Raw genomic sequence first — 23,125 nt, 5'->3', positions numbered from 1 at the left:
TTAAGCGGACAACACCATGAGCCTTTCCTTCATGACCTGCCTTGCGGTGCTGTTCGGCATCGCGGCACTGGGCGCCCCGATCGGCTATGCCATGCTGGTCGCCGCGATCTCGTATCTTCTTGTCTCGGGGGCCGATCTGTCGCTGGCGGCCGAGCAACTGATCCAGTCGATCTATGACGGCTATATCCTGCTTGCGGTGCCGCTGTTCATCATCGCGGCCAACATCATGAACGCGGGCTCGATCTCGGACCGGCTGCTGGCCTTCTGCGTCGCGCTTGTGGGGCGGTTCCGGGGCGGGCTCGGCTATGTGAACATCACCGTCTCGCTCATTTTCGCGGGCATGTCGGGTTCGGCCGTGGCCGATGCCGCGGGTCCAGGCAAGATGATCATCGGCATGATGACAAAGGGAGGGCGCTATGCGCGTGGCTATGCCGCGGGGATCACCGCGGCCTCGGCCACCATCGGACCGATCGTTCCGCCCTCGATTCCGATGGTGATGTATGCGCTGATCTCGGACCAGTCGATCGGCTACCTGTTCCTTGCCGGCATCCTGCCCGGCCTGCTCATGGCGCTTGCGCTTGCGGTGATGAACTACTTTCTGGCCAACCGGGCCGAGCGCGTCCGCGATGAGCCGGTCCCGCTGCGCGAACTGCCCGGGTTGACCTTCCGCGCCTTTCCCGCGCTGCTGATGCCGGTCATCCTGCTGGGCGGGATCTATGGCGGCGCCACCACCCCGACCGAGGCGGCCTCGATCGCGGCGCTTTACGCGCTGCTGCTGGCGATGGTCTTCTACCGGCAGCTCACGATCCGTGCGCTTGCCAGCGTCTTCTCGGACAGCGCGCGCCAGGCGGCGACGGTGGGTATCGTCATTGGCTCGGCGCTGATCTTCAACTACATCGTCGCAGCCGAGCGCATCCCCGATGCAATGGCGCAATGGATGGCCGGACGCGACATCACGCCGATCCAGTTTCTGATCGGCGTCAATATCGCACTTCTGGTTCTGGGAATGCTGCTGGATGGCGGCACCATCATCCTTGTCATCCTTCCGCTTTTCGTGCCCTCGGCGCGGGCGCTCGGGATCGACCTCATCCATTTCGGCGTGGTGGCCGTGGTCAACACGATGATCGGCCTGATCACCCCTCCCTATGGCATGCTCATCTTCGTCATCAACGCGGTCACGGGCATTCCCATCCGCGAAATCATACGCGGCGTGTTGCCGTTCCTTTTCGCGTTGCTCGCAGCACTTGTGATGCTTGCGGCAAGCCCGGACCTGGTTCTCTTCCTTCCCCGTCTTTTCGGATATAACGGATGACCCTGCAAACCCGACCCGCCCAGACAGCCGAGCGAACCTTCCGCCTTGGCCTCATCGGCGGCAACATCACGGCAACCCGCTCGCCCGTTCTGCATCTGACCTGCGGCCTTTCGCTGGGGCGCAACGTCACCTACGACCTCATCATCCCCGCCGAACGCGGCGCAAGCTTCGCCGATCTTCTGAGCCAATGCGCCAAGGCAGGGTTCGACGGCGTGAACGTCACCTACCCGTTCAAGGAAGAGGCCCTGGCCCATGTGCCCGCCGGGAACGCCGTGGTGACGGCGATGGGCTCGGCCAATACGGTCCGTTTCACGGCCGAGGGGCCAAGGGCCTATAACACCGATCATTCCGGCTTTGTCGCAGCCTATCGCAAACGGTTCGGGACCATGGCACCCGGCCGCGTGCTGATCCTCGGCACAGGGGGGGTTGGCCGCGCCGTGGCCTTCGGGCTGGCCGATCTTGGCGCATCCGAGATCGTGCTTTTCGACACCGATCCGGCAAAGGTGGAAAGTCTGGGGGCGGCATTGCACGCCCATGCGCCCACCGGCATCACAATCCGATCGGGCGCCGATCCGGCCGATATTCGCGGATTCGACGGCGTCGTAAACTGCACACCCCTTGGCATGGTCGGGCGGCCGGGTTCTCCGCTGCCGCCCGATGCGAAGGGGGCGCCACGCTGGTCATTCGATGCCGTCTATACCCCCGTGGATACCGTTTTCCGTGCCCAGACCGAGGCGATGGGCGCCGACTTCCTGGAAGGCTATGAACTTTACTTCCACCAGGGCATCGACGCGTTCCAGATCTTCACCGGGCTGACCGTCACCGATCCCGACTGGGTGCGCGGGATCATAACCCATCGGCCCTGAGGCATGCCTCAGCCACCCTGCGCCACTTGCGCGCCAGCCTGCCCGGCATGGGCCTTCAACGCATGGGTCACGCCTGCGCTGATATGACGTTCAAGCACCGCCTGGGCCTTGCCCACCTCGCGCGCAAGGGCGAAATCCATCATCGCGCGATGTTCCTCGCCCGAGATCGCGCCGCGGAAGGTCAGATACAGCATCTGGTAGCGCAGGTATTTGTCGAATACCTGCTTGTGAACGGCCAGCAACTCGGCCGAACCGCAAGCCAGGATCAGGGTGTGGTGGAACTCGCTGTCATAGCGGCGCCATTCATCCAGCGCACCGGTATCGCCCGCCATCATCCGCGCCTCGACACGGGCCAGCTTGTGGTGGGCCGCCACGACACGGGTTTCCCAGCCGACATCGCCCGCCCGGATCGAGCGCTCCAGCGCATCCATCTCGATCAGCATGCGCAGCGCAGCAAGTTCCTCAAGGTTCTCCGCCGAAATCGGTGCGACGGCAAAACCGCGCTGGTCTTCGGCCACGACGAAACCATCCGCCGCCAGCCGGTTCAACACCTCGCGCAACGTGGGAACCGACACGCCATAGGCCTGCCGCAGATCGTCCAGCCGCAACCGGGCCGCTGGCGCAAGCCTGCCGAAAATGATATCGGCACGCATCCGGTCATATGTGGTCTGGGCCAGGGAAAGGCTCACGATTATCCTCTTTCGTCGCTGGATGAAATATAAGCCCTCGGGCAAAGCATTGCCAGATATTACGGCTGATAAACGATTTTTCCCGTAATCGTTGTTTTAACTGCCATCCTCATTTAAGTTCACCGCATCGCTTCCCGGGTTCTCCATGCAAGACGCCTCCTCTCCGGCCCGCAAGGCCACATTGTCCTCACGCATCTGTGCCGATCTGCGCGCCGCCATCCTGCGCGGCGACCTGGCGCCTGCAGAAAAGATCAATCTCGACCGCTTGCGCGAAACCTACCAGATCTCGATCAGCCCGTTGCGCGAGGCCGTCTCGCGGCTTATCGCCGAAGGTCTGGTCAACTTCGAGGATCAGCGCGGCTACTCGGTCTCTCCCGTCTCCCTGGCCGATCTGGCCGAGGTGACACGGTTGCGCGGCGAACTCGAAACCATCGCGCTAGGCGAGGCCGTGAACAACGGCGATCTGGAATGGGAAAGCGCGGTGATGGGGGCCCTCTACCGGCTGTCACGCACCGCGAAGGAGACGCCCGACGCCTGGGAAGAAGCCCATAGCGCCTTCCACATGGCGCTTATCTCGGGCTGCGGGGCACCCCGTCTGCTCCAGATCTGCGCCATGCTGCGCACCCTGCAGGATCGATATCGCAGGCTCTGGCCCATGTCACCGAAGGACGGCACAGCGCGCCAGATCGCCGAGGAACACCGCGCCATCGCCGAAGCCGCGACCAGCCGCGAGGCCGCGCGCGCCACCGCCCTCTTGCGCGCCCATATCGAAGCCACCGGAACAGAACTGCGCGCCCGCATGCAGGCGCACCCCCCGGCCACACCCTGATCCCCGCTTCTTCAGAGCTGAAATATCCCCGCCGGAGGCTTCCGCACCATCCCGCAGCGCAAGGCCCGGAACCGGGCGCTAGATCCAGACTATCCCCGCCAGAAGCGCCGCCATCGCAAACATCGCACGCCCGTAAAGCGCAAGACCCCGCCCGATATCGCCCGGCACCGGATCGGGGCAGGCGGCATTGACATACGGCTCCCGCGCGATGCGGTCACCATAGACGCGCGGGCCGGAAAGCCGCACCCGCAAGGCACCCGCCATGGCCGCCTCGGGCCATCCTGCATTGGGCGAACGGTGGTGGCGCGCATCGCGTAACATGCAGCCCAGCGCCGCACGCGGCTGCCCCGAGACAAGCACAAACAAAAGCCCCGTCAAACGCGCCGGGATCAGGTTCGCCAGATCGTCGATCCGCGCCGCGGCCCAGCCAAAAGCCTCATGGCGCGGCGTGCGATGACCGATCATCGAATCGAGCGTGTTGATCGCCTTGTAGGCCGCAATCCCGGGCAGCCCGGCCACGGCCCCCCAGAACAGCGGCGCCACCACCCCGTCCGAGCTGTTCTCGGCCAGGCTCTCCAGCGCCGCCCGGGCAACGCCGGCGGTATCGAGCCGGGCGGGATCGCGCCCGACGATCCTGCCCACCGCCCCCCGCGCAGCCGCCAGATCGCCCGCAACCAGCGGCCGAGCCACCGCCGCAACATGCGCGTGCATCGAACGCAGCGCCACCAGCGGCCAGGCCAGAACGCCGCCGATCACCACCCCGGCCCAGCCCGGAGGCAGCGCCGCCTGAACCAGCGCACCGACCCCGGCGGCAAGCGCGATGACCAGCCCAGCCGCCGCGACACCCCGCAGCCGCCGCGCCCGCCCCGCGCGGTTCCAGCCCCGGTCAAGCACCCCGATCAGCGCGCCCAGCCATGTCACCGGATGCCCGATCCGCGCGAAAAGCCAGCCGGGCCAGCCGAAGGCCAGATCGCACAGCATCGCCACAAGCATCATCGCCGCAAAGCTCATCCCGCGATCCTGTTCACATCCAGAACCGTGCAGTGCCCCGCCGCGCCGACCCGGATCCGCGTCAGCGACAGAGGCGCCACATGAAAGGCCAGCGCCGCCGGAACCGAGCCGAGCGCGAAGGCCAGCCCCGCCCGCACCACCCCGGCATGTACGACCACCGCGATGCGGCCGCCCCGGCCGGCAAGTTCGTGAAAAACAGGCTCTGTTCTGGCACAAACGGCGGCAAAACTCTCACCCTCCGGGGGGGAATGGACGGCCAGATCGGCCAGGCTCAGCGCGCCCAGATCGGGAAGCCGGTCGAAGGCGCATCCCTCCCATGTGCCGAAATCCTGCTCCCACAGGCGCGGATCGGCAGGCGGCGCGGCACCCGGCCAAAGCGCAGCCGCAGTCTGGCGGCACCGCAAGGCCGGGCTTGTCACCCGGCTTTCCACCCCCGCAAGCACCCCCCGCAGCGCCCCGATCGCCGCCTGGTCCGAGCAATCGGCCGCAACGTCGCGCCGCCCCGCCAGCCGCCCGCCATGAAGCGCCGGCGCATGCCGGATCAGCAAAAGCTCGGTCGCGTCCCCCGGTTGCATCGTCGCATTTCTCCTTTCGCCCCCGCGCCATTTCTGCTTTGTCAACGCGCAAGGGACAAGGGGCACCATGAGCAGGATCATTCTCATCACCGGCGGGGCCAGATCGGGCAAAAGCGCCATCGCCGAGGCGCGGACGCTCGCCCTTGGGCCGCGTGCGGTCTATATCGCCACCGCGCAGGCCTTCGATCCGGAAATGGCCGCCCGCATCAAGGCGCATCAGGACCGGCGCGGCGCCGAATGGACGACCCATGCCGAACCGCTCAACCTTGTGGCGGCGCTTGACGCCACCGATGGCCAGCCCCGGCTGGTGGATTGCCTGACGCTGTGGCTGTCGAACCTGATGCTGGGCGGGCATGACTGGCGCGCGGCGGGCCGGGATCTTGTCACGTCGCTACCCCGGCAGGCCGCGCCGGTCGTCCTTGTCACCAATGAGGTCGGCGCCGGGATCGTGCCCGAAAACCGCCTCGCGCGTGATTTCCGCGACGCTGCCGGATGGCTGAACCAATGGGTGGCCTCGGTCGCCCATGAAGTGACCCTTGCCGTTGCCGGCCTGCCCATGAAGGTGAAATGACCATGTTTCAGGACCTCCTTGCCATTCCCGCCATGGCCGGCACGCTGCCCGGGGCCGACATCGCCGCACGCGATGCGGCCCTTGCGCGCCAGAACAGCCTGACCAAGCCCCCCGGATCGCTTGGCCGCCTGGAAGAGCTTGCGCTTTTCATGGCCGAATGGCGCGGAACGGCGCAGCCCCGGATCGCGCGCGCGCAGGCTCTGGTTTTCGCGGGCAATCACGGCATCTGCGCGCAGGGCGTGAACCCCTATCCGCAAGAGGTCACCGCGCAGATGGTGGCGAATTTCGAACATGGCGGGGCCGCGATCAACCAGTTGTGCCGCATTGCGGGGGCCGATCTGGGCGTCATCGCGCTGGACCTTGACCGCCCCACCGCCGATTTCACCCAGGGCCCCGCGATGACCGTGGCCGAGACCCTCTCGGCCATGAACCGCGGCGCGGGCGCCGTCGATCCGCAGGCCGATGTGCTGATCCTGGGTGAGATGGGGATCGGCAATTCCACCGTCGCGGCGGCCCTCGCCTCTGCGCTTTTCGGGGCGGAACCGGCCGATTGGGTCGGGCCGGGCACGGGGTCGGACAGCCAGGGCATCCGGCGCAAGATCGCCGCGATCGAGGCGGGGCTTGCGCGCCATGGCGGGCTGGATGCGATGGCCGTGCTGGCCGCGCTTGGCGGGCGCGAACAGGCCGCCATTTGCGGGGCGGTTCTGGCCGCGCGCAAGGCGCGGGTGCCGGTCATCCTTGACGGGTTCATCTGCACCGCGGCGGCGGCGGTCCTGCACGCGGCCGATCCGTGCCTGCTGGACCATTGCCTTGTCGGCCATGTCTCGGCCGAACCGGGCCACCGCCGCCTTCTGGCCGCGCTTGGCAAACGGGCCGTGCTCGAATTCGACATGCGTCTGGGCGAAGGCTCGGGCGCGGCGCTTGCGCTTGGCATCCTGCGCGCCGCGCTGGAATGCCATAACGGCATGGCGACCTTTGGCGAAGCGGGCGTCTCCGAGGCATGAGCGCGGGCCGCACCCGTCTGGCCGAGGCGCAGGTGGCCCTGATACTGCTGACCCGTCTTCCAGCCGGGCGCCTGCCCGACCCGCCCCCCGCAATCGCCGCCTCGGTCTGGGCCTTTCCTCTGGCCGGGCTAGCCGCGGGGGGGCTGGCCGCTGCCGCCCTTGTCGGGGCGGCGATGGCTGGAATGCCGGTGGCTCTGGCGGCGGGCCTTGCGCTTGGGCTCCAGATCGTGCTGACCGGCGCGCTGCACGAAGACGGGTTGGCGGATCTGGCGGACGGCTTCTGGGGCGGGGCCACCCCCGAACGGCGGCTTGAGATCATGCGCGACAGCCGGATCGGAAGCTACGGGGTTCTGGCGCTGATCCTGTCCGTCGGGCTGCGATGGGTGGCGCTTGCATATCTTGCCGAAATCGACCCTGTTCTTGCGGGAATCGCGCTTCTTTGTGCCGCGATGACCAGCCGCGCCCTGCCTGCCGTGATGCTTGCCGCGCTGCCCCCGGCACGCAGCGACGGACTGGGCCGGGCGGCCGGGCGGGCCCGTTTTGGCCCGGCCCTTGTCGCGGTTCTGCTGGCTGCCTTCCCGGCGTTGCTCTTGCCTGCCGTTCTTTGGGCGATGGCGCTTCAGGCCGCGCTTGGCGTCGCGCTTGCACGGCTGGCGCTGCGCAGGATCGGCGGGCAGACGGGCGATGTGCTGGGCGCCGCGCAGCAAGTTGCCGAAATCGCGGCGCTGGTTCTTCTGGCAAGCTGCCTTTAGGCTGAAAGCGCCGAAACAGAGCCTTTTCAGCGGCACCCGCCCTGCGTGGCACGCGGCCAAAGGGTTGCCGTTCGCCCGGCCCGCGCGATAGCCTTGGCGCGCCACCCCAAGGGGACGACCATGCTGACCAATTCCGATATCGTCGAACTGACCGCCCTGCGCCATCACCTGCACCGCCACCCCGAGCTGTCGGGGCAGGAAAGCCGCACTGCGGCCACGGTCGCCGCCGCGCTGCAACCGCTGAGCCCGACCCGGCTGGAGACCGGACTGGGCGGGCACGGCCTTGCCGCGATGTTCGACAGCGGGAAACCCGGCCCGACCGTCCTGTTCCGGGCCGAACTTGATGCCCTGCCGATCGAAGAGCTGTCTGGGGCCGGGCACCGCTCGACCGTGCCGGGGGTGGGGCATCTGTGCGGGCATGACGGGCATTCGACCATTCTTCTTGGGCTCGCGCGGCTGATCGCGCGGCGCCCGCCGGAGCGGGGCCGCGTCGTCTTGCTGTTCCAACCCGCCGAAGAGGATGGCTCGGGCGCGGCGGCGGTCCTGGCGGATCCGCGTTTCGCACCCTTCGCCCCGGACTGGGCGTTTGCGCTGCACAACATGCCGGGCATCGCGCTGGGGCGGTTCTCGATCCGGCCCGGTCCGGTGAACTGCGCTTCGCAGGGGCTTCGGGTGGTGCTGCGCGGCAAGACCTCGCACGCTTCGGTGCCCGAAAGGGGTGTCTCGCCCGCCCTGGCCCTCGCGCGGCTGATCCCTGCCGCGATGGCCGCGGGTCAGGGGGGCGAGGTCGTCGCGGGATATCGGCTGGTTACGGTGACCCATACCCGCATGGGCGAGCCCGCCTTCGGCATTGCGCCGGGCGAGGCCGAGCTGTGGCTGACGCTGCGCACCCTATTGGACGCGGACATGGCCGCGCTTGAAGCCGACATCCTGTCCCTGCTGCACGATGAAGCCAAGGATCAGGGCCTTGATCTGGCCATCAGCCACCATGACGTCTTTCGGGCCTGCACGAACGATCCCGCGGCAACGCAGGCCATCACCGATGCGCTGGACGCCCTTGGCCTGACACATTGCGACGCGGCGCTTCCGATGCGCGCCTCCGAGGATTTCGGCCGCTTCGGCGCGGCCGCCCGTTCAGCCATGGTGCTTCTGGGGTCCGGAACCGACCACCCCATGCTGCACAATCCCGATTACGATTTTCCCGATACGCTCATCGGCCCCGGCGTCACCTTGTTCGAGCGCATTTTGCGCGACCTTCTGGGCGGCTAAGCGGGTCTAATGCACCACGAATTCGGCATGCAGCGCCCCGGCCGAGTTCACGCTTTTGAGGATGTCGATCATGTCGCGCGGGCTGACACCCAGCGCATTCAGCCCCGAGACAACCTGGGAAAGTGACGATCCGTCGGGGATTTCCGCGATATGCAGCCCCGGTTCCTCCTCGATCGAGGCCTGCGTGCGCGGCACGATCACCGTTTCGCCCTGCGCGAACGGATTGGGTTGCACCGCCAGCGGCGTTTCCTCGATGCGCAGCGTCAGATTGCCCTGACTGACCGCGACCCTGGAGATGCGCACATCTTCCCCCATCACGATGGTGCCCGAGCGTTGGTCCACCACGACGCGCGCGCGCCTTTCCGGCTCGATCGTCAGGTTCTCGATCCGCCCCAATGCATGCGCGGGGGAGCGCATCCGCGTCCCGCCGATATCCAGCGCAACGGTTCCCGAATCCTGCATCAGCGCCACCCGGTTGCCGAATTCCTGGTTGATGGCCTTTTCGATCCGCCCGGCGGTCGTGAAATCGGGGGTGCGCAACGCCAGACGGATCGTGCTGAGACTGCCAAGATCGAAGGCAATCTCGCGCTCAACCCGCGCGCCTGCGGGAATCGAACCCGCCGTGGGCACCCCCTGGACGACCGACGCGCCGGCCCCCTCGGCCGATGCCCCCCCGGCGATGATGGTGCCCTGTGCCACGGCATAGATCTCGCCGTCGGCGGCGTTCAGCGGGGTCATGACCAGCGTGCCGCCCAGAAGGCTTTTGGCGTCCCCGATCGCCGAAACCGTCACGTCAAGCTGGCTGCCTGCGCGCGCGAAGGGCCGAAGCGTGGCCGTCACCAGAACGGCAGCCACGTTCTTGGGGCGAAACTGCTCTCCGGTGACATTGACGCCCAGCCTTTCAAGGATGTTGGCCATGATTTCTTCGGTGAAAGGCGCGTTCCGGATACCGTCACCGGTTCCGTTCAGGCCCACGACAAGCCCGTAGCCAACCAGATCGTTGCCGCGCACCCCGTCGAAATCGACCAGATCCTTGATCCGGATCGGCGCGGCGCCCGCCAGACCGGGCAGCAGGAGGGCAAGGATAAGTATCAGCGTCTTCATGACATATAATCCGCAAATGACAGACGGGAGAGCCGCGCGGTGATCGTGTAAAGCGTTTCAAGCCGTGTCTGTGCCGCCTCGAGTTCGGTTGCGGTCTCATATGGATCGGCCGCGACGATCCCGGCGCGGGCGAGTTCGAGGCCCGATATTTCGGCCGCGTTGCGCGTGGATAGCGCCGCGATCGCCGCTTCGGCAGCGCCGGTCTTGCCCTGCAAGGCAGTCAGGCCGTCCGAACTGGCGATCGACCTTTCGCCTGCGGCCTGCGCGAGGCTGGCACGCGCCGCCGCATCGCCGGAAAACAGCCCCTCCGACACAAGCGCCGCAACTGCAAGGCCGCGCAGGGCCGCGCGGATCGCAGGATCGGCGGCGGTAAGGCCATCGTTCATCCCGGTCTGCAGGACGGGCGCATAACCGACCGCCGTGTCGGATCCGCGATAGGCCTGATCCAGAAATCCGCCGCCGCCCTGCGGCGCATCGAACCAATCGTCAATGGCACTCAGCGCGTCCGACACCGTGGCCGCCCCCGCGACCGCCCCTTGCAGCGCGGTCAGGATCGCCTCGCCCGAGGTCAGGGGCGGCACATCGCTTCGCGTGCCGGACAGGAGGTGACGCCCCGCAATATCGGTATTCAGGGCCGAGACGGCGGAAAACAGGCGCTCCCTGCTGTCGCTCGTGGCGGCGTCGATCATTGCCGGGTTGGCGCTGGACACGGCCGTCATCAACGTGACCGCATTGCCCGACGCCAGATCCTTCAGCGTGCCCAGAACGCTTTGCGTGGCCGAGGCGCGCAGGGCGGCTTCGGACGCAGCGGTGTTCATCGCGGTCAGCTGCGTAATCGTCCGTTCGATCCCGGCGAGTGTCCGGTAATCGCCGCGCACCGCCGCGCCGATATCCTGCCGCGTTCCTCCGGTCAGTTCCTGCGTAAGCCGCGCGATCCCGGTCTTGAGCGCGGTGTCGTGGCGCTTCAGCAGATAGTTCTGGGCGAGATCGCCGTAGGCAGGGTTGATCATGTCACAGCCTCAGCAGTTGTTGGATCATTTCGTCGATGGTCGTGATGACGCGGGCATTGGCGGCATAGGCCTGCTCGATTTGCAAAAGCTTTTGCAGCTCCTGGTCGGTGTCCACGCCCTCGGCAAGGAACGCGCCGGTCAGCGCATCCTGCCGCGCATTGGCATAGCTTTCCCGGGCGGCGGCCCCCTGTCGCGCACCCGAGACCATCGACAGGATATCCGCAGCCAGGCCCGAGGGCGTTTTCGCAAGGCCCGCAAACGCCCCCGATGCGGGCGGTTCCGAATCCGTCAGCGCCGCGCGCAGCGACACAAGCAGGGTCGGATCGCCCACATCGCCCGCGGCAGCCGCATTCAGGCCATCGCGCAACCACCAGACCGCGCCGCCCTGACCGGGATCGGCGGCGGCATTGATGGCCAGCCGGCCGGCAAGCCCGACTTCCTCCAGCGGATCGAAAGGCGCGCCGCGATCGGTGAACAGGCCCGCATCGCCGGGCGACAGGCTCGGGTCGATCGCCGGGTCCGAGAAACGGGCGATCAGGTCGCGCGCGAACGCGTCCATCTGGGCCTGCGCGTCGGGTGCCAGGTCATCCCGAATCGTGAACAGCGCCCCAAGCTGACCGCCTCCCAGAACGCCGCCCTCCTTCGAATCGATCGGCATCCCGTTCAGCGTGAGGCCGGACAAGGCCCCCGACGCGAGTGTCATATCGGCGGTGGCAAGGCCCACAGGCGCAAACCCGATCTCTGCGGGGTGCCCCTCCAGCAGCGATGCCCCGCCCGTCGTGAACAGGGCGATCTGATCGTTGTCGCGCGCGACGGTGCGCAGGGGGACGATCTCGGCCAGTTTGTCCACAAGCACCTGACGCTGATCCATCAGCGCCGCGCCATCCTGCCCCAGGCTGCGTTGCGCCACGATCTGCCGGTTCAGATCGGCGATCTGCACCAGCGTCGTGTTCATCACGCCGACCTGCGTGGCGATCTGCCGGTCCGCCTGGGTGCGGACCGTTTCAAGATGGGCCGAGATCCCGTTGACCTGCTGCACGACATCCTGCGCGGCCGAAAGCACCTGCGTCAGGCGCAGCGTGGCATCGGGCTGGCTTGCCGCGCCGATCAGCGCGCTTTCGAACCCGGCAAGGCGCGCCGAAAGCGACCCCGCCTCGCCCGGCGCGCCGATCCGCGCCTCCAGATCCGAATGGAACCCGGTCAGCAGCCGCGCATTGCCGCCCGAGGCCGTCGCCAACCGCAGATCGCCAAGCAGCGAGTCGTTGACCTGGCGCGTGACCCCGTCGATGCGCACCCCGGCGCCCCTGCCGCCCAGATCGGCGGCCGAAAGCGCCAGCCCGCGTTTGGCGTAACCGGGCGTGGTTGCGTTCGCGGTATTGGACGCCACGATTTCCGCCGCGCGCGAGGCCGCCGCCAGACCGGAAAGCGCATTGTTCAGCGCACCTGTGATGCTCATCCCTCAATCTCCGCCTTCGAACGCCGGCCCGACGGGTCAGCGTTTGATATTCGTCGTCTCCTGCAACATCTCATCGACCGTCTGGATAACCTTCGCGTTGGACGAATAGGCTCGCTGGGTCTGGATCAGGCTTGTCAACTCCTCTGCCACATCGGTGGTGGAGCCTTCGCGTGCATATCCGACCACCGCGCCGGTCGGCCCATCACCCGCATCCCACAGGAAGAACGACCCCGAAGTCGGCGAGACCTGGAACGCCTGATTGTCGAGCGACAGCAGCCCGCCCGGATTGGGCACGTCGACGACCGGGATCTGAAAGACGGTGCGAATGAAGCCGGTGTCATAGGTCGCCCGGACATAGCCGTTTTCATCGACCTCGACGGCGGTCAGGTTCCCGACCGGCGATCCGTCCTTGGTGATCGCGGTCGGGGCGAAGCTGGAGGAAAGCTGCGTCAGCCCGTTTCCGGCCCCGATCGTCCCGATCTCGAGCGCGAGGGGGCCGCCCGCAACGCTTAGCCCCAGCGTGCCGGAGGCCGGATCATAGGCCCCGCCCGACACGGCGGTGACCGAAGCCAGCGTGCCCCCGCTGCCGCGGGTATCGTCGAAGACCAGCTCATATTCGCCGATCACGGCCCCGCCCTGCGCGGAATCGCGGATCACCATCGTCCAGGTATTGGACGATCCGGTTGCCGGGATCGTGGGCGTGAACGAGATGTCCAGCGTCTCTGACGTGCCGAGATTCCCGAAATACTCAACCGAGAGCGGCAGCGGCGTGGCTGCCGCACCGGCTTCGGTATTCACGGCGGGAAGGTTGACGCCCAGCTTCATCCGCGTCGTCGGATCGCCCGCCGTCTGGTTGGTGTTGATCACCACCGGTTCCAACCCGGCAACCGTATCGCGCGGCAAAACCGGGATCGTGCCATCCGCATTGGCCCGCCATCCCAGCAGGACAAGCCCCGAATCGGTTTTCAGGACGCCTTCGGAATCTGCCCGGAACGCGCCGGTCGTGGTCATCATCAACGGCTGCTCACCCACGGTATTGCCAAGCGAGACCGTGGGCTGCACCGGGAACATGCCGCGCCCCGAAATGGCAAGGTCGAGCGCGTTCGACGTTGGCACCAGGGACCCTCGCTCGTCGATCAGGCGGGCCGTCTGCGCGCGAACGCCGCCCGCGGAATAGACCCCCGCCCCGCGCGCCTGATTAAGGACCATGCTTTCGAAATCGGCCGTGACGCGTTTGTAGCCATAGGTGGCCGAGTTGGCGATATTGTCCGAAATGGTCGCAAGCCGCGTGGCATTCGCGGCAAGCCCCGCGACACCCGCGTTGAGCGAAGAGGAAATCGACATGAGTGCGCCTTTCTGCTGCATCCGGAAATCTGCGGCCAGCCTGCGGGCGCAGGGCTTAAGATCCTGCTAACGGCTAAAATTCTTCGGATTTTCACCGGCCCGCATCCGCACGCAGCACGATCAGCTCCAGCCGGTTGTTGCGCGCGGCCATGGGGTTGGGCGCCGCCAGCTTGCGATCGGCAAAGCCGGTGACGCGCTGGATCCGGGTCTCGGGCAGGCCCGCATCCCGAAGCAGGGCCCGCACGGTATGGGCGCGCGCGGTCGACAGATCCCAGACCGGGTTCTTGCGCAGCATCTCGGGATAGGCGCGGCTGTGGCCGTTCAGCGCAATCCCGTTGGGCACAAGCTGCATCACCCGCACCAGCATCGCGGCGATGTCATGCATGACCGGCATGGGATCGTCGGTTTCGGGCGCGAAAAGCGGCGCGTCGTCAAGATCGAAGAACTCGACGATCAGCCCCTCATCCGTGACGCGCGTCACGATATGGCGGACAAGTGCATTCGACACCATCGATTCACCGCCCGTGCCCAGAAGCGCCTTTTCGATCGTGCGGGAGATGGCCTCGAAAGTCTCGCCTTGCGACTCGCGGTCGGAATCGGTGCCCTGCGTGCCGCGGGCCTGGCGGGCCTCGGTCGGGCGCAGGGCGCTAGCGCCGGTGCCGTTCTGGGCGATCTGATCCTCGGAAAAGACCGATTCGCCGCCAAAGGCCCCCTCACCCCCGCCCGAGATCCGGTTCACCGGAATCGTCGGGTTGAAGTAGTCCGCAATCCCCTTGCGTTGCTTTTCCGTCGTCGCATTCAGCAGCCACATCAACATGAAGAAGGCCATCATCGCGGTCACGAAATCGGCATAGGCCACCTTCCAGGCCCCGCCGTGATGCCCGCCCCCGGCGATGATCTTCTTGCGCTTGATGATGACTGGCGCGGCATTGTCGCGCATGGCCATCCTGTCACCCTTCTTACTATACCCCGCGACCGGTCTAGCAAGCGGCCCTTAAGACGCACTTAAAAGCTAAAATGCGCAGCATATTCCTTGTTGCCTTGTCGGCAATCCATCAGGCGCTAAGTTGCGCCCATGTTGAATCCGCTGCCCGCCGCACCCGACCGGCTGACCGAACTGATGGCGTGTCCGCGTTGCGACGCCCTGCACCGCGTCGAAGCGCTTGAAGAGACGCAGCGCGCCGAATGCGCGCGTTGCGGCACGATCCTAATTGCACCGCCCGCGCGATCCTTCCTGCATGTCATCGCGCTTGCCTTCACTGCGATGATCCTGATGTTCGGGGCGATGTTCTTCCCGTTCCTGAAGATCTCGGCGCAGGGGCTTTCGCATGACAGCTCGATCTTCGGGGCGGCGATGGCCTTTTCCGACGGGATCGTGGCGCCCCTGTCGCTTGCGGTGATGCTGATGATCGTCGCCCTGCCCGTCGTCCGCTTTGCCGCGCTGATCTATGTGCTCTGGCCGCTGGCCAACGGGCGCAGCGCCTGGCCGCGGGCCCAGCGCCTGTTCCGCCTTGCCGAAGAGCTTCAGCCCTGGTCCATGGCCGAGATCTTCATCATCGGCACCGCGGTCGCGCTGGTGAAGGTTGCGGGGCTTGCGACGGTTTCGCTTGGCCCGGCCTTCTGGGCCTTTTGCGCCCTGATCATCGTCACCGCGCTCAAGAATTCCTTCCTGAGCAAGTGGACCATCTGGCAGGCGATCGAGCAGCAATGACACCCGAAGCGATCCCCACCGCCCATGATTGCGGGCTGATCGGCTGCACAAGCTGCGGCCGGGTCTGGCCACAGGGCACGGCGCGCTGCGCGCGCTGCGGGGCGCCGCTGTCGCCGGTGGACAGCGCCGGCCTGCAAAAGGTCTGGGCCTGGCTGATCGCGGGGATCATCTTCTACATCCCGGCCAATCTTTACCCCATGCTGCGCACCTCCACGATCACCGGCAGCCAGGAGAACACGATCCTCGGCGGCGTGGTCGAACTGGTGGCGCATCACAATTACGGGGTGGCCGCGATCGTTTTTCTGGCGTCGATCATGATCCCGCTGGCCAAGTTCCTGGCGATCTCGTATCTCGCGCTTGCGGTGGGGCACGAAAACCGCGCCGGCGGCCACCGGCATCTATGGCTTTACGAGGTGGTGGAGTTCATCGGCCGCTGGTCGATGATCGACGTCTTCGTCGTCGCAATCCTGTCGGCGCTGGTGCAACTGGGCTTCGTGGCCTCGATCCATCCGGGCCCTGCCGCGGTTTCCTTCGCGCTCTCGGTTGCATTCACCATGCTATCGGCCCAAAGCTTCGATCCAAGGCTGATCTGGCGCGGCCCGACCGTTAACAAGGAACCTCAGTAACAATGACCAACTCGCCCGAACCCGCCAAGCTTGTCAAAACCACGGCGCCCAACCCGATCTGGACCCGGCTGTCGGTAATCTGGCTGGTGCCGCTTCTGGCCCTTGCCATCACACTTGGCGTGGCTTGGAAAAGCTATTCGGATCGCGGCGTTCTGATCGAGATCGACTTTGCCGACGCCACCGGCATCCGCCCCGGAGAGACCACGTTGAAATTCCGCGAGGTCGATGTGGGCCATGTCGAAACCGTGGGCTTTTCCGAGAATCTCAGCAACGTGCGCCTCGGCGTGCGGGTGAACAAGGATGTGGCACCCTTCGTCGATGCCGACGCCCTGTTCTGGCTGGTGCGCCCCGAGGTGACGACACAAGGCATCTCGCGGCTTGATACGGTGCTGTCGGGCACGTTCATCGAAGGATTCTGGGACGCCGAGCCCGGCGCGCCGCAAAGCCGTTTCACGGGGCTTGCGCGGGCGCCGCTGGCGCCCGACCCCTCCAAGGGCACCTGGATCGAGCTGCGCGCAGACGATGCCGGGGGCCTTGTGGAAGGGGCGCCGGTGCTGTTTCGCGGACTGACCGTGGGCCAGTTGCAGAACCTGCGTCTGGCCGAGAACGACTCGGGCGTCATCGTGGATGCCTTCATCAGAACCCCGCATGACCAGCGCCTTACAAGCTCGACCCGGTTCTGGGATACCTCGGGCATCTCGGTCTCGCTCGGCGCGGCGGGGGTGAGCCTGAACGTGCGCTCTCTGGCGACGCTTGTCCAGGGCGGGGTAGAGTTCAACACCTTCACTTCGGGCGGGACGCTGGTCGAAAGCGGGCACCGCTTCCGACTGTTCAGCAATGCCGAAACCGCGCGTGAATCGATCTTTGGCGACGGCATGTCCGATCCGGTGCGCTTCTCGCTTCTGTTCGACGAGGCCGTGCGCGGCCTTGAACAGGGCACCCGCGTGCAGTTCCGGGGCGTGGAGGCAGGCGAGGTGGTCGATATCTCGATCCGGGTCGAGACCGACACGCTTGGCACGAAATATGCCCGCCAGCAGGTGGTGATCGCACTGTCGCCCGAACGCATGGGCCTTGCGCGCGACACCGATCCCGATATCGTGGCCGAATTCCTTGCCAATGAGGTCGAGAACGGCCTGCGCGCGCGCACCGCAGCGGTGGGGCTGCTGGGCACGACGCTGGTGATCGAGCTGACCGATCTGGACAATGTTCCCCATGCGATCATGAAGCTGGACGCCGAACCTTATCCCACCATCCCCGTCGGGCCGGCCGCGCAGAACGACCTTGCGGCCTCGGCCGAGGGTGTGTTCACGCGCATCAACAACCTTCCGATCGAAGAGCTTCTGGCAAGCGCGATCCGCACGCTCGACAGCATCTCGGCGGTGGCCGAAAGCGAAGATACCCGCGCCGTCCCGGGCGAGCTTGCCGGCGTGCTGGAAGAGATCCGCACGCTGGTCAACGATCTCAACGCCAAGGATGCGGGGGAAAAGACGGTGGTGGCGCTGGACCGGGTGACATCGGCGGCCGATACCGTGATGACCGAGATCGAGGGCTTGGGCGATACGCTGGTTTCCGTGGACAAGGCCGCCGCCGCCGCCGCCGACATGCCGCTTGGCGATATCGGCCGCAATATCGACGGCATCCTGGGCGATCTGCGCGCGATGCTGGGTTCGGAAGATGCCGATCAGCTTCCGCGCGCGCTTTCCGATACGCTGACCGAGGCGGCGGCCCTTCTTGCGGAACTGCGCGAAGGCGGGGCGGCCGAAAACCTCAACAGCGCGCTTGGCGCGGCAGAGGGCGCGGCCGATGCCATCGCCGCCGCCTCTGAACGCCTGCCCGAGGTGACGCGCCGCCTTGAGGCGCTGATCGCGCAGGCCGATACGCTTGTCGCCTCTTACGGCGAACGGTCAAGCTTCAACGCCGAGGTGCTCAACACGATGCGGGAACTGCGCCGTGCCACCGCCGCATTCGGTGCGCTTGCCCGCACCATCGAACGCAATCCCCGCGCCTTTATCCTGGGCCGCTGACCGGAGGATGACGACATGACCCTGACCCGCCTGCTGCTGACCGGCCTGATCGCACTTGCCGCCTGCTCAAGCCCCGAAAAGACCGCGCGCTACGTCATCGACCCGCCCGCGGCGCAACAGCGCCTGCCCAACCGCCTCGGCCTGGCCGAACTGCGCGAGGTATCGCTGCCGCAATATGCCTCGGGGCAGGAGATCGCCTATCAGACCGAGGACGGCGCCCTGCGGTCGACCCCGGACAACATCTGGGCCGACGATCCGCCGCGCGCGATGACGCTGGTTCTTGCGCGCCAGATCTCGGCGCTGTCGGGCGCGACCGTGGTGGCCGAGCCGTGGCCGCTGTCGAACGGCCCGGACCGGCGCATCGAGGTGCGGGTGGAACAGCTTCTGGCGCGCGCCGATGGCGTGGTGCGGCTTTCGGGGGTTTATTTCGTCTCGGCCGCGGATCTGGGTGGCGGGCGCGACGTGGTGCGCCGGTTCGACCTGTCGGTGCCGATCGAGGGCGAAGGCCCGCCCGCCATCGCCGCCGCCCAATCGCGCGCAATCGAGCTTCTGGCGGAACGGATCGCACAGCTCGGCTGATCAGCCTTTAGGCAGGAACCGGCCGTATTGGCCATGCGCGAAGACCAGCGGCTCACCTTCCAGGGATGTCTCGAAGCGCAGCACGCGGCCGATGATGATGGTGTGATCCCCACCCTCGTGACGGGTTTCGGCCGCGCATTCGAACCGCGCAAGCGCATCGGCCAGAAGCGGCACCCCCTGATCGCTCAGCGTGAACTCCAGCCCCTCGAACCCCGCGCCGTTGCGCGTGAACCGGTTGGCCAGGTCGATATGGTCATCGCGCAGCACATGGATGGCAAAGGCCGGCGCCTCGGAGAAATGCGCATGCCGCAACGAGGCACGCGCCGCCGACCACAACACCAGCGGCGGGGTCAGCGAAACCGAGGCGAAGCTGTTCACGGTGATGCCCACCGGCGGGCCACCGCCCGCCTCGCGCGCGGTCACCACGGTCACCCCGGTGGCAAACCGGCCAAGCGCCGCGCGGAACTGCCGCGCGTTGCGGGTATCGGGCACGGTGCCCCCGCTGTTATGCTCTGCCTCGTCCACCGCCGCTTCGATCTTCTCGCTTTCGCGCATGTTTCCCCGCATCACCGCCTACAGGGTCACAGTTAACCCCTTGGGCGCGGGTGGCAAGCCTCAACGCTCGATCCGCAGCAGATGATCCAGGGAAAACCGCCCCGGCCCGCGCGCAATCAGCCACAGGAACGCGGTCGCCCAAAGCCCGTGTGTCACCCATGCGCCGGGAAAGACGAAGGTCTGGATCACCAGTGTCATGCCCAGAAGGGCAAGCGCCGAGAACCGGGTAAACAGGCCCAGCACCAGAAGCACCGGGAAAAGATGTTCCGCCGCCGTTGCCATGACCGCCGCCCAATGGGCCGGGATCAGCGGCAATACATAGAGATCCTCGAACAGCGCCCAGGTGGAGGGCTTGATCGAGAATCCCTCGACCTTGGTGCGCCCCGACATCCAGAATACGGCGGCCGGAAAGAGGCGCGCGGCAAGCGCGGGCAGGTCTTCGGGCAGCCGGCCAAGCCATGCGTTCAGCGTGGCAGCGGTGCGCAGGGGTCCGGCCACGGCGCGCTCTTGTGTCAAGTCGGGCATCCTTGGTCTCCTTCCTGAATGACGGTTGCTCCGGTGATCAACCCGGCCTGCAAAAGGCTTAAAAGGGCTGAAACAGGGTCGAATTTCTTCCCGGTTTCCTGCGCCTTCCGCACCGCTTGCGCGAAGCTTTTTCCGGCAAGGATGGCCTCGGTGAAGGCGGCGTCGGATGCGGCCAGAACGGTAACGGTCACCTCATGCCAGCCGCGCCGCGCGATCAGCACGCTTTGCGGGCCCCAGTCTTCCGGTGGCGGGGGTGGCGGGCCGCCGGGTTGTTGCGCCGCCCAGATCGCGCCCCCCGGACAGGCCAAGTGCAGAATCCGGACCGAGGGATGCAGATGCAGCCGCATTGTGTCGGGGGCTTTCAGCGCCGCCGCGCGCAGCTTTTCGGGCGGAACCGGCTCGGCATCGGCCGCGTGATAGGCCTGGCCACGCGCGATCTCGATCCGGGCGATATCGGCCAGATAGGGCAGGCCCCGCACCGGGGGAAACTCTTGCAGGAAAGATGGCATCGCGCCGCCCCATCGTTGCAGGATCGGGCCGTCGGGCGGACAGGCGCGGATGAACTCGCGCGCCATCGCCGCGAAGAATTCCGGCCCGACCAAGCGCTCGATCGCGGGAAAGCGCGCCCGCAGCGCCTGGATCAGGCCATGCGCCACATTGTTGCGATAGACCGCAAAGCGGCGCGCGGCCTCTTCGGGCGCGGGCGCGGTAAGGCCCGGAGGTAACCGGCCCGTCCCCAGACCCTGACGAAAGGCCTGCGCGAACTCACGATGCGCGGGCATGGCGCGCCTGCGGCAAGGCATCGAGGATCCGGCCCGCACGCGCGGCCTCGGCCATCAGATCCTCGAAGGGGGGAAGGTCGTTGTCCCACTCGATCAGGCTGGGAAGCGCACCCGATTTCGAGACTGTTTCAGCATAAAGTGCCCAGACAGGCTCGGCCACAGGGGCGCCGTGATCGTCGATCAGCAGCGGACCCGAGGGCAGGTCCTCGGTCGCGTGACCGGCCAGATGGATCTCGGCCACGGCCTCCAGCGGGAAATCCGCCAGATAGGCGCGCGGGTCGGTCCGGTGATTGACGCAGGACACGAAGACATTGTTGATATCAAGCAGAAGCCCGCATCCCGTGCGCCGCACGACCTCGGCCAGAAAGGCGGTTTCGGCAATGTCGGATTGTTCGAACAGAACATAGCTTGCCGGGTTTTCCAGCAACATCCGGCGGCCCAGGACCTCTTGCACGCGGTCGATATGATCGCACACGATATCCAGGGTTTCGCCGGTATAGGGAAGCGGCAGAAGGTCATGCATCCATTCGCCGCCATGGCTTGCCCAGGCCAGATGCTCGGAAAAGCTTTCGGGCTGATAGCGGTCACACAATGCGCGCAGGCGGGCAAGGTGATCCTCGTTCAACGGGTCCGGCCCGCCGATGGACAGCCCGACCCCATGAACCGAAAGCGCATGATCCTGCCGCAGCCGGGTCAGCATCCGATGCGGAAGGCCGCCCGCCCCCATGTAATTCTCGGCATGGACCTCAAGGAACCCCAGATCGAGGCGGGTTTGCACGATTGCGGGGAAATGTTCGGGTTTGAACCCTATTCCGGGTCTTGCGGGCAACATCTGCAATCCTCCCTGCCGATGCCTTGAAATTGCGGGGGCGGCCCGGGGACCGCCCCGTTTCGATCAGGAGTCCATCGCTTCCAGCGAGCCCATCCCCTTGGGGGTTTCCATCGTCACGCAGGTGCCGGCGGGAACGTATTTCCACGCATTGCCCTGGTAATCCATGGTCGAGGTGCCCGCGCAGGTCGTGCCGGGGCCGGCGGCGCAATCGTTCTGGCCGGCAAGGGCGACGCCATAGCACTTCTCCATATCGCCGGCGGCATGCGCGGGGGCGGAAACGGCGATCGCGCAGGTGATCGCGGCGGCAAGGCTCAGTGCGGTATCGGTCTTGGTCATGGTCTTCTCCCTGAAAGGTTAACGGAACCGAAGCGCGGTTCCTGATTGCCTTTCGCCCCGCGATGGCCCCGCGTTACGGCGCACACGAACCCGTGATCGCGCGCAGCCCTCCGGCTTTTCGCAAAAGCGCTGTCCAATCCCGCGCGGGGCTGTAACATTCGGCCCATGCGGGCGAACAGAAGGTGATGATGCACGACCGGAAAGCGGACTGGGTATTGCTGCTGCGCGCCGCCAATGCGGGCGATGCGCGCGCCTATGGGCTTTTCCTTGAGGCCGTCACGCCGGTCTTGCGCGGTGTGATCCGGGCACGCGGGGCCGGGCTTGGCCCCGAGGAAGGAGACGACATCTTGCAAGAGGTCCTGCTGGCCATACATCTCAAGCGCCACACCTGGCGCGAGGGCGATCCGGTCGCGCCGTGGGTCTATGCGATCGCACGCCACAAGGTGGTGGACGCGTTCCGCCGCCGCGGCCGCCGGGTGCAGGTGCCGATCGAGGATTTCACCGAGGTCCTTCCCGCCCCGCCCGAGGCCGACCCGACCGAGCGGCACGACATGGACAAGCTGATCGCCATGCTGGAGCCGCGCGCGGCGGCCGTGATCCGCGGGATCGGGATCGAGGGGGCAAGCATCGCGGAAACCGGGAAGCGGATGGACATGACGGAAGGCGCCGTGCGCGTGATGTTGCACAGAAGCCTGCGCAAGCTGGCCGAATTGCGCGAAAGGTATATCGAGATATGAAGACCGAGGATCTGCTCAGGATACTGGCCGAGGATACGCTGCCCCGCCCGGGCGCGCGGCAGGTGCTGATGCGCTGGATCGGCCCGGCAATGGCGGTCGCCTTCCTGGCAATGGCCGCGACGCTTGGCCTGCGTGACGGCCTTGTCGCCGCGCTTTCCCAACCGCTTGTGGGGTTGAAGATGGTGCTGCCGCTGGTGCTGGCGGCGGCGGCGCTGCCGCTGGCGCTGGTGCTGGCGCGGCCGGGCGCAACCGGGCAGGGCCGCTGGCTTCTGATCGCGCCGGCCCTTGCGGCGCTTGCGGCGGCCTATGCCTGGATCGTGACACCCGAGGGCGCGCGAATGATGGCCTTTACCGGGAAAAGCATCGGCGTATGCCTGATATCGATTCCGCTTCTGTCATTGCCGATCCTTGCAGCGGTGATGCTGGCGCTGCGCCACGGGGCCGTCACCGCACCCGGCCGCGCCGGCGCGGTTGCGGGGCTGGCGGCCGGGGGGCTTGCCACCGCGATCTATGCGATGCACTGCATCGAGGACAGCCCGATGTTCTATGCCACATGGTATTCGCTTGGCATCCTTGCCGCGGCAGGGATCGGCGCGGCGCTTGGGCCCCGGTTTCTGCGCTGGTAG

26 protein-coding genes are annotated in these 23,125 nt (G+C 66.7%); 13 read left to right on the top strand and 13 right to left on the bottom strand.

Annotated elements, in window-relative coordinates; genetic code table 11:
• Nucleotides 1-16: 16 nt before the first annotated feature.
• Nucleotides 17-1,312, top strand: coding sequence for a TRAP transporter large permease (locus AC4PTO_RS17200; protein WP_492730597.1), 1,296 nt, complete (start codon nt 17-19; stop codon nt 1,310-1,312).
• Complete coding sequence (locus tag AC4PTO_RS17195) at nt 1,309-2,178, top strand: shikimate dehydrogenase family protein (protein ID WP_492730596.1); 870 nt, start codon at nt 1,309-1,311, stop codon at nt 2,176-2,178. The genes AC4PTO_RS17200 and AC4PTO_RS17195 overlap by 4 nt, the downstream gene beginning before the upstream one ends.
• Nucleotides 2,179-2,186: 8 nt before the next feature.
• On the opposite strand, the gene AC4PTO_RS17190 is transcribed toward AC4PTO_RS17195, so the two are convergent.
• Nucleotides 2,187-2,867 (bottom strand): GntR family transcriptional regulator, encoded by a 681-nt coding sequence (locus AC4PTO_RS17190; protein WP_492730595.1) that lies wholly within the window; start codon nt 2,865-2,867, stop codon nt 2,187-2,189.
• A gap of 145 nt (nt 2,868-3,012) precedes the next feature.
• Here AC4PTO_RS17190 and AC4PTO_RS17185 point away from each other — a divergent pair, with 145 nt between their 5' ends.
• A complete protein-coding gene (locus AC4PTO_RS17185; RefSeq protein ID WP_492730594.1) occupies nt 3,013-3,696 on the top strand; it encodes a GntR family transcriptional regulator in 684 nt (227 codons plus the stop codon).
• A 78-nt stretch (nt 3,697-3,774) separates the two neighbouring features.
• On the opposite strand, the gene cbiB is transcribed toward AC4PTO_RS17185, so the two are convergent.
• Nucleotides 3,775-4,707, bottom strand: coding sequence for an adenosylcobinamide-phosphate synthase CbiB (gene cbiB, locus AC4PTO_RS17180; protein ID WP_492730593.1), 933 nt, complete (start codon nt 4,705-4,707; stop codon nt 3,775-3,777).
• Nucleotides 4,704-5,282 carry a histidine phosphatase family protein gene (locus tag AC4PTO_RS17175; protein ID WP_492730592.1) on the bottom strand — a complete coding sequence of 193 codons (579 nt, stop codon included), beginning with the start codon at nt 5,280-5,282 and terminating at the stop codon, nt 4,704-4,706. Before AC4PTO_RS17175 ends, cbiB begins: the two co-directional genes overlap by 4 nt.
• 67 nt (nt 5,283-5,349) lie before the next feature.
• Between AC4PTO_RS17175 and cobU the strand changes: the two genes are divergently transcribed.
• The 4 genes from cobU (at nt 5,350) to AC4PTO_RS17155 (ending at nt 8,878) form a co-directional block, all read left to right on the top strand.
• The gene (cobU, locus tag AC4PTO_RS17170) at nt 5,350-5,853 is read left to right on the top strand and encodes a bifunctional adenosylcobinamide kinase/adenosylcobinamide-phosphate guanylyltransferase (RefSeq protein ID WP_492730591.1); all 504 of its coding nucleotides are present in this window, start codon (nt 5,350-5,352) and stop codon (nt 5,851-5,853) included.
• Nucleotides 5,850-6,857: a nicotinate-nucleotide--dimethylbenzimidazole phosphoribosyltransferase gene (gene cobT / locus AC4PTO_RS17165; RefSeq protein ID WP_492730590.1), complete on the top strand. Its 1,008-nt coding sequence runs from the start codon at nt 5,850-5,852 to the stop codon at nt 6,855-6,857. The genes cobU and cobT overlap by 4 nt, the downstream gene beginning before the upstream one ends.
• Nucleotides 6,854-7,609 carry an adenosylcobinamide-GDP ribazoletransferase gene (cobS, locus tag AC4PTO_RS17160; RefSeq protein ID WP_492730588.1) on the top strand — a complete coding sequence of 252 codons (756 nt, stop codon included), beginning with the start codon at nt 6,854-6,856 and terminating at the stop codon, nt 7,607-7,609. Before cobT ends, cobS begins: the two co-directional genes overlap by 4 nt.
• 120 nt (nt 7,610-7,729) lie before the next feature.
• A complete protein-coding gene (locus AC4PTO_RS17155; protein ID WP_492730586.1) occupies nt 7,730-8,878 on the top strand; it encodes an amidohydrolase in 1,149 nt (382 codons plus the stop codon).
• Between the two features lie 6 nt (nt 8,879-8,884).
• Here the strand turns inward: AC4PTO_RS17155 and AC4PTO_RS17150 are convergent, their stop codons facing one another.
• The 5 genes from AC4PTO_RS17150 to AC4PTO_RS17130 all read right to left on the bottom strand — a co-directional run bounded on the left by AC4PTO_RS17150 (nt 8,885) and on the right by AC4PTO_RS17130 (nt 14,738).
• Nucleotides 8,885-9,982, bottom strand: a complete 1,098-nt coding sequence (locus tag AC4PTO_RS17150) for a flagellar basal body P-ring protein FlgI (RefSeq protein ID WP_492730584.1) — start codon at nt 9,980-9,982, stop codon at nt 8,885-8,887.
• Nucleotides 9,979-10,992, bottom strand: coding sequence for a flagellin family protein (locus AC4PTO_RS17145; protein WP_492730582.1), 1,014 nt, complete (start codon nt 10,990-10,992; stop codon nt 9,979-9,981). The genes AC4PTO_RS17150 and AC4PTO_RS17145 overlap by 4 nt, the downstream gene beginning before the upstream one ends.
• A 1-nt stretch (nt 10,993) precedes the next feature.
• Nucleotides 10,994-12,448, bottom strand: coding sequence for a flagellar hook-associated protein FlgK (flgK, locus tag AC4PTO_RS17140; protein WP_492730580.1), 1,455 nt, complete (start codon nt 12,446-12,448; stop codon nt 10,994-10,996).
• 36 nt (nt 12,449-12,484) lie between these two features.
• Complete coding sequence (locus AC4PTO_RS17135) at nt 12,485-13,792, bottom strand: flagellar hook protein FlgE (RefSeq protein ID WP_492730579.1); 1,308 nt, start codon at nt 13,790-13,792, stop codon at nt 12,485-12,487.
• A 91-nt stretch (nt 13,793-13,883) separates the two neighbouring features.
• A complete protein-coding gene (locus AC4PTO_RS17130; RefSeq protein WP_492730577.1) occupies nt 13,884-14,738 on the bottom strand; it encodes a flagellar motor protein MotB in 855 nt (284 codons plus the stop codon).
• Nucleotides 14,739-14,867: 129 nt separating this feature from the next.
• Between AC4PTO_RS17130 and AC4PTO_RS17125 the strand changes: the two genes are divergently transcribed.
• Genes AC4PTO_RS17125 through AC4PTO_RS17110 form a run of 4 tightly spaced genes read left to right on the top strand, consistent with a single transcriptional unit; the run spans nt 14,868 to nt 18,732 of the window.
• Nucleotides 14,868-15,503, top strand: a complete 636-nt coding sequence (locus AC4PTO_RS17125; protein ID WP_492730575.1) for a paraquat-inducible protein A — start codon at nt 14,868-14,870, stop codon at nt 15,501-15,503.
• On the top strand, nt 15,500-16,129 hold the full coding sequence (locus AC4PTO_RS17120; protein WP_492730573.1) for a paraquat-inducible protein A: 630 nt from the start codon (nt 15,500-15,502) through the stop codon (nt 16,127-16,129). The genes AC4PTO_RS17125 and AC4PTO_RS17120 overlap by 4 nt, the downstream gene beginning before the upstream one ends.
• Nucleotides 16,130-16,131: 2 nt before the next feature.
• A complete protein-coding gene (locus tag AC4PTO_RS17115; RefSeq protein ID WP_492730571.1) occupies nt 16,132-18,153 on the top strand; it encodes a PqiB family protein in 2,022 nt (673 codons plus the stop codon).
• A 15-nt stretch (nt 18,154-18,168) separates the two neighbouring features.
• Nucleotides 18,169-18,732: a PqiC family protein gene (locus AC4PTO_RS17110; protein ID WP_492730569.1), complete on the top strand. Its 564-nt coding sequence runs from the start codon at nt 18,169-18,171 to the stop codon at nt 18,730-18,732.
• Here the strand turns inward: AC4PTO_RS17110 and AC4PTO_RS17105 are convergent, their stop codons facing one another.
• The 5 genes from AC4PTO_RS17105 to AC4PTO_RS17085 form a co-directional block, all read right to left on the bottom strand.
• Nucleotides 18,733-19,287, bottom strand: a complete 555-nt coding sequence (locus AC4PTO_RS17105; RefSeq protein ID WP_492730568.1) for a flavin reductase family protein — start codon at nt 19,285-19,287, stop codon at nt 18,733-18,735.
• A 60-nt stretch (nt 19,288-19,347) separates the two neighbouring features.
• Nucleotides 19,348-19,812, bottom strand: a complete 465-nt coding sequence (locus AC4PTO_RS17100) for a DoxX family protein (RefSeq protein ID WP_492730565.1) — start codon at nt 19,810-19,812, stop codon at nt 19,348-19,350.
• Entirely contained in the window at nt 19,800-20,594 is a 795-nt protein-coding gene (locus tag AC4PTO_RS17095) for an HvfC/BufC N-terminal domain-containing protein (protein ID WP_492730563.1), read from the bottom strand. Before AC4PTO_RS17095 ends, AC4PTO_RS17100 begins: the two co-directional genes overlap by 13 nt.
• Complete coding sequence (bufB, locus tag AC4PTO_RS17090; protein WP_492730560.1) at nt 20,578-21,426, bottom strand: MNIO family bufferin maturase; 849 nt, start codon at nt 21,424-21,426, stop codon at nt 20,578-20,580. The genes AC4PTO_RS17095 and bufB overlap by 17 nt, the downstream gene beginning before the upstream one ends.
• A 63-nt stretch (nt 21,427-21,489) precedes the next feature.
• Nucleotides 21,490-21,762 carry a BufA1 family periplasmic bufferin-type metallophore gene (locus tag AC4PTO_RS17085; RefSeq protein ID WP_492730558.1) on the bottom strand — a complete coding sequence of 91 codons (273 nt, stop codon included), beginning with the start codon at nt 21,760-21,762 and terminating at the stop codon, nt 21,490-21,492.
• 188 nt (nt 21,763-21,950) lie between these two features.
• On the opposite strand from AC4PTO_RS17085, the gene AC4PTO_RS17080 reads away from it, so the two are divergent.
• A complete protein-coding gene (locus AC4PTO_RS17080; protein WP_492730556.1) occupies nt 21,951-22,499 on the top strand; it encodes a sigma-70 family RNA polymerase sigma factor in 549 nt (182 codons plus the stop codon).
• Nucleotides 22,496-23,125 (top strand): NrsF family protein, encoded by a 630-nt coding sequence (locus AC4PTO_RS17075; RefSeq protein WP_492730554.1) that lies wholly within the window; start codon nt 22,496-22,498, stop codon nt 23,123-23,125. Before AC4PTO_RS17080 ends, AC4PTO_RS17075 begins: the two co-directional genes overlap by 4 nt.

It is taken from the genome of Rhodobacter maritimus, from assembly GCF_058747975.1.
The sequence above is the reverse complement of the archived record's forward strand: the minus strand, read 5'-3'. Positions and strand labels throughout refer to the sequence as shown.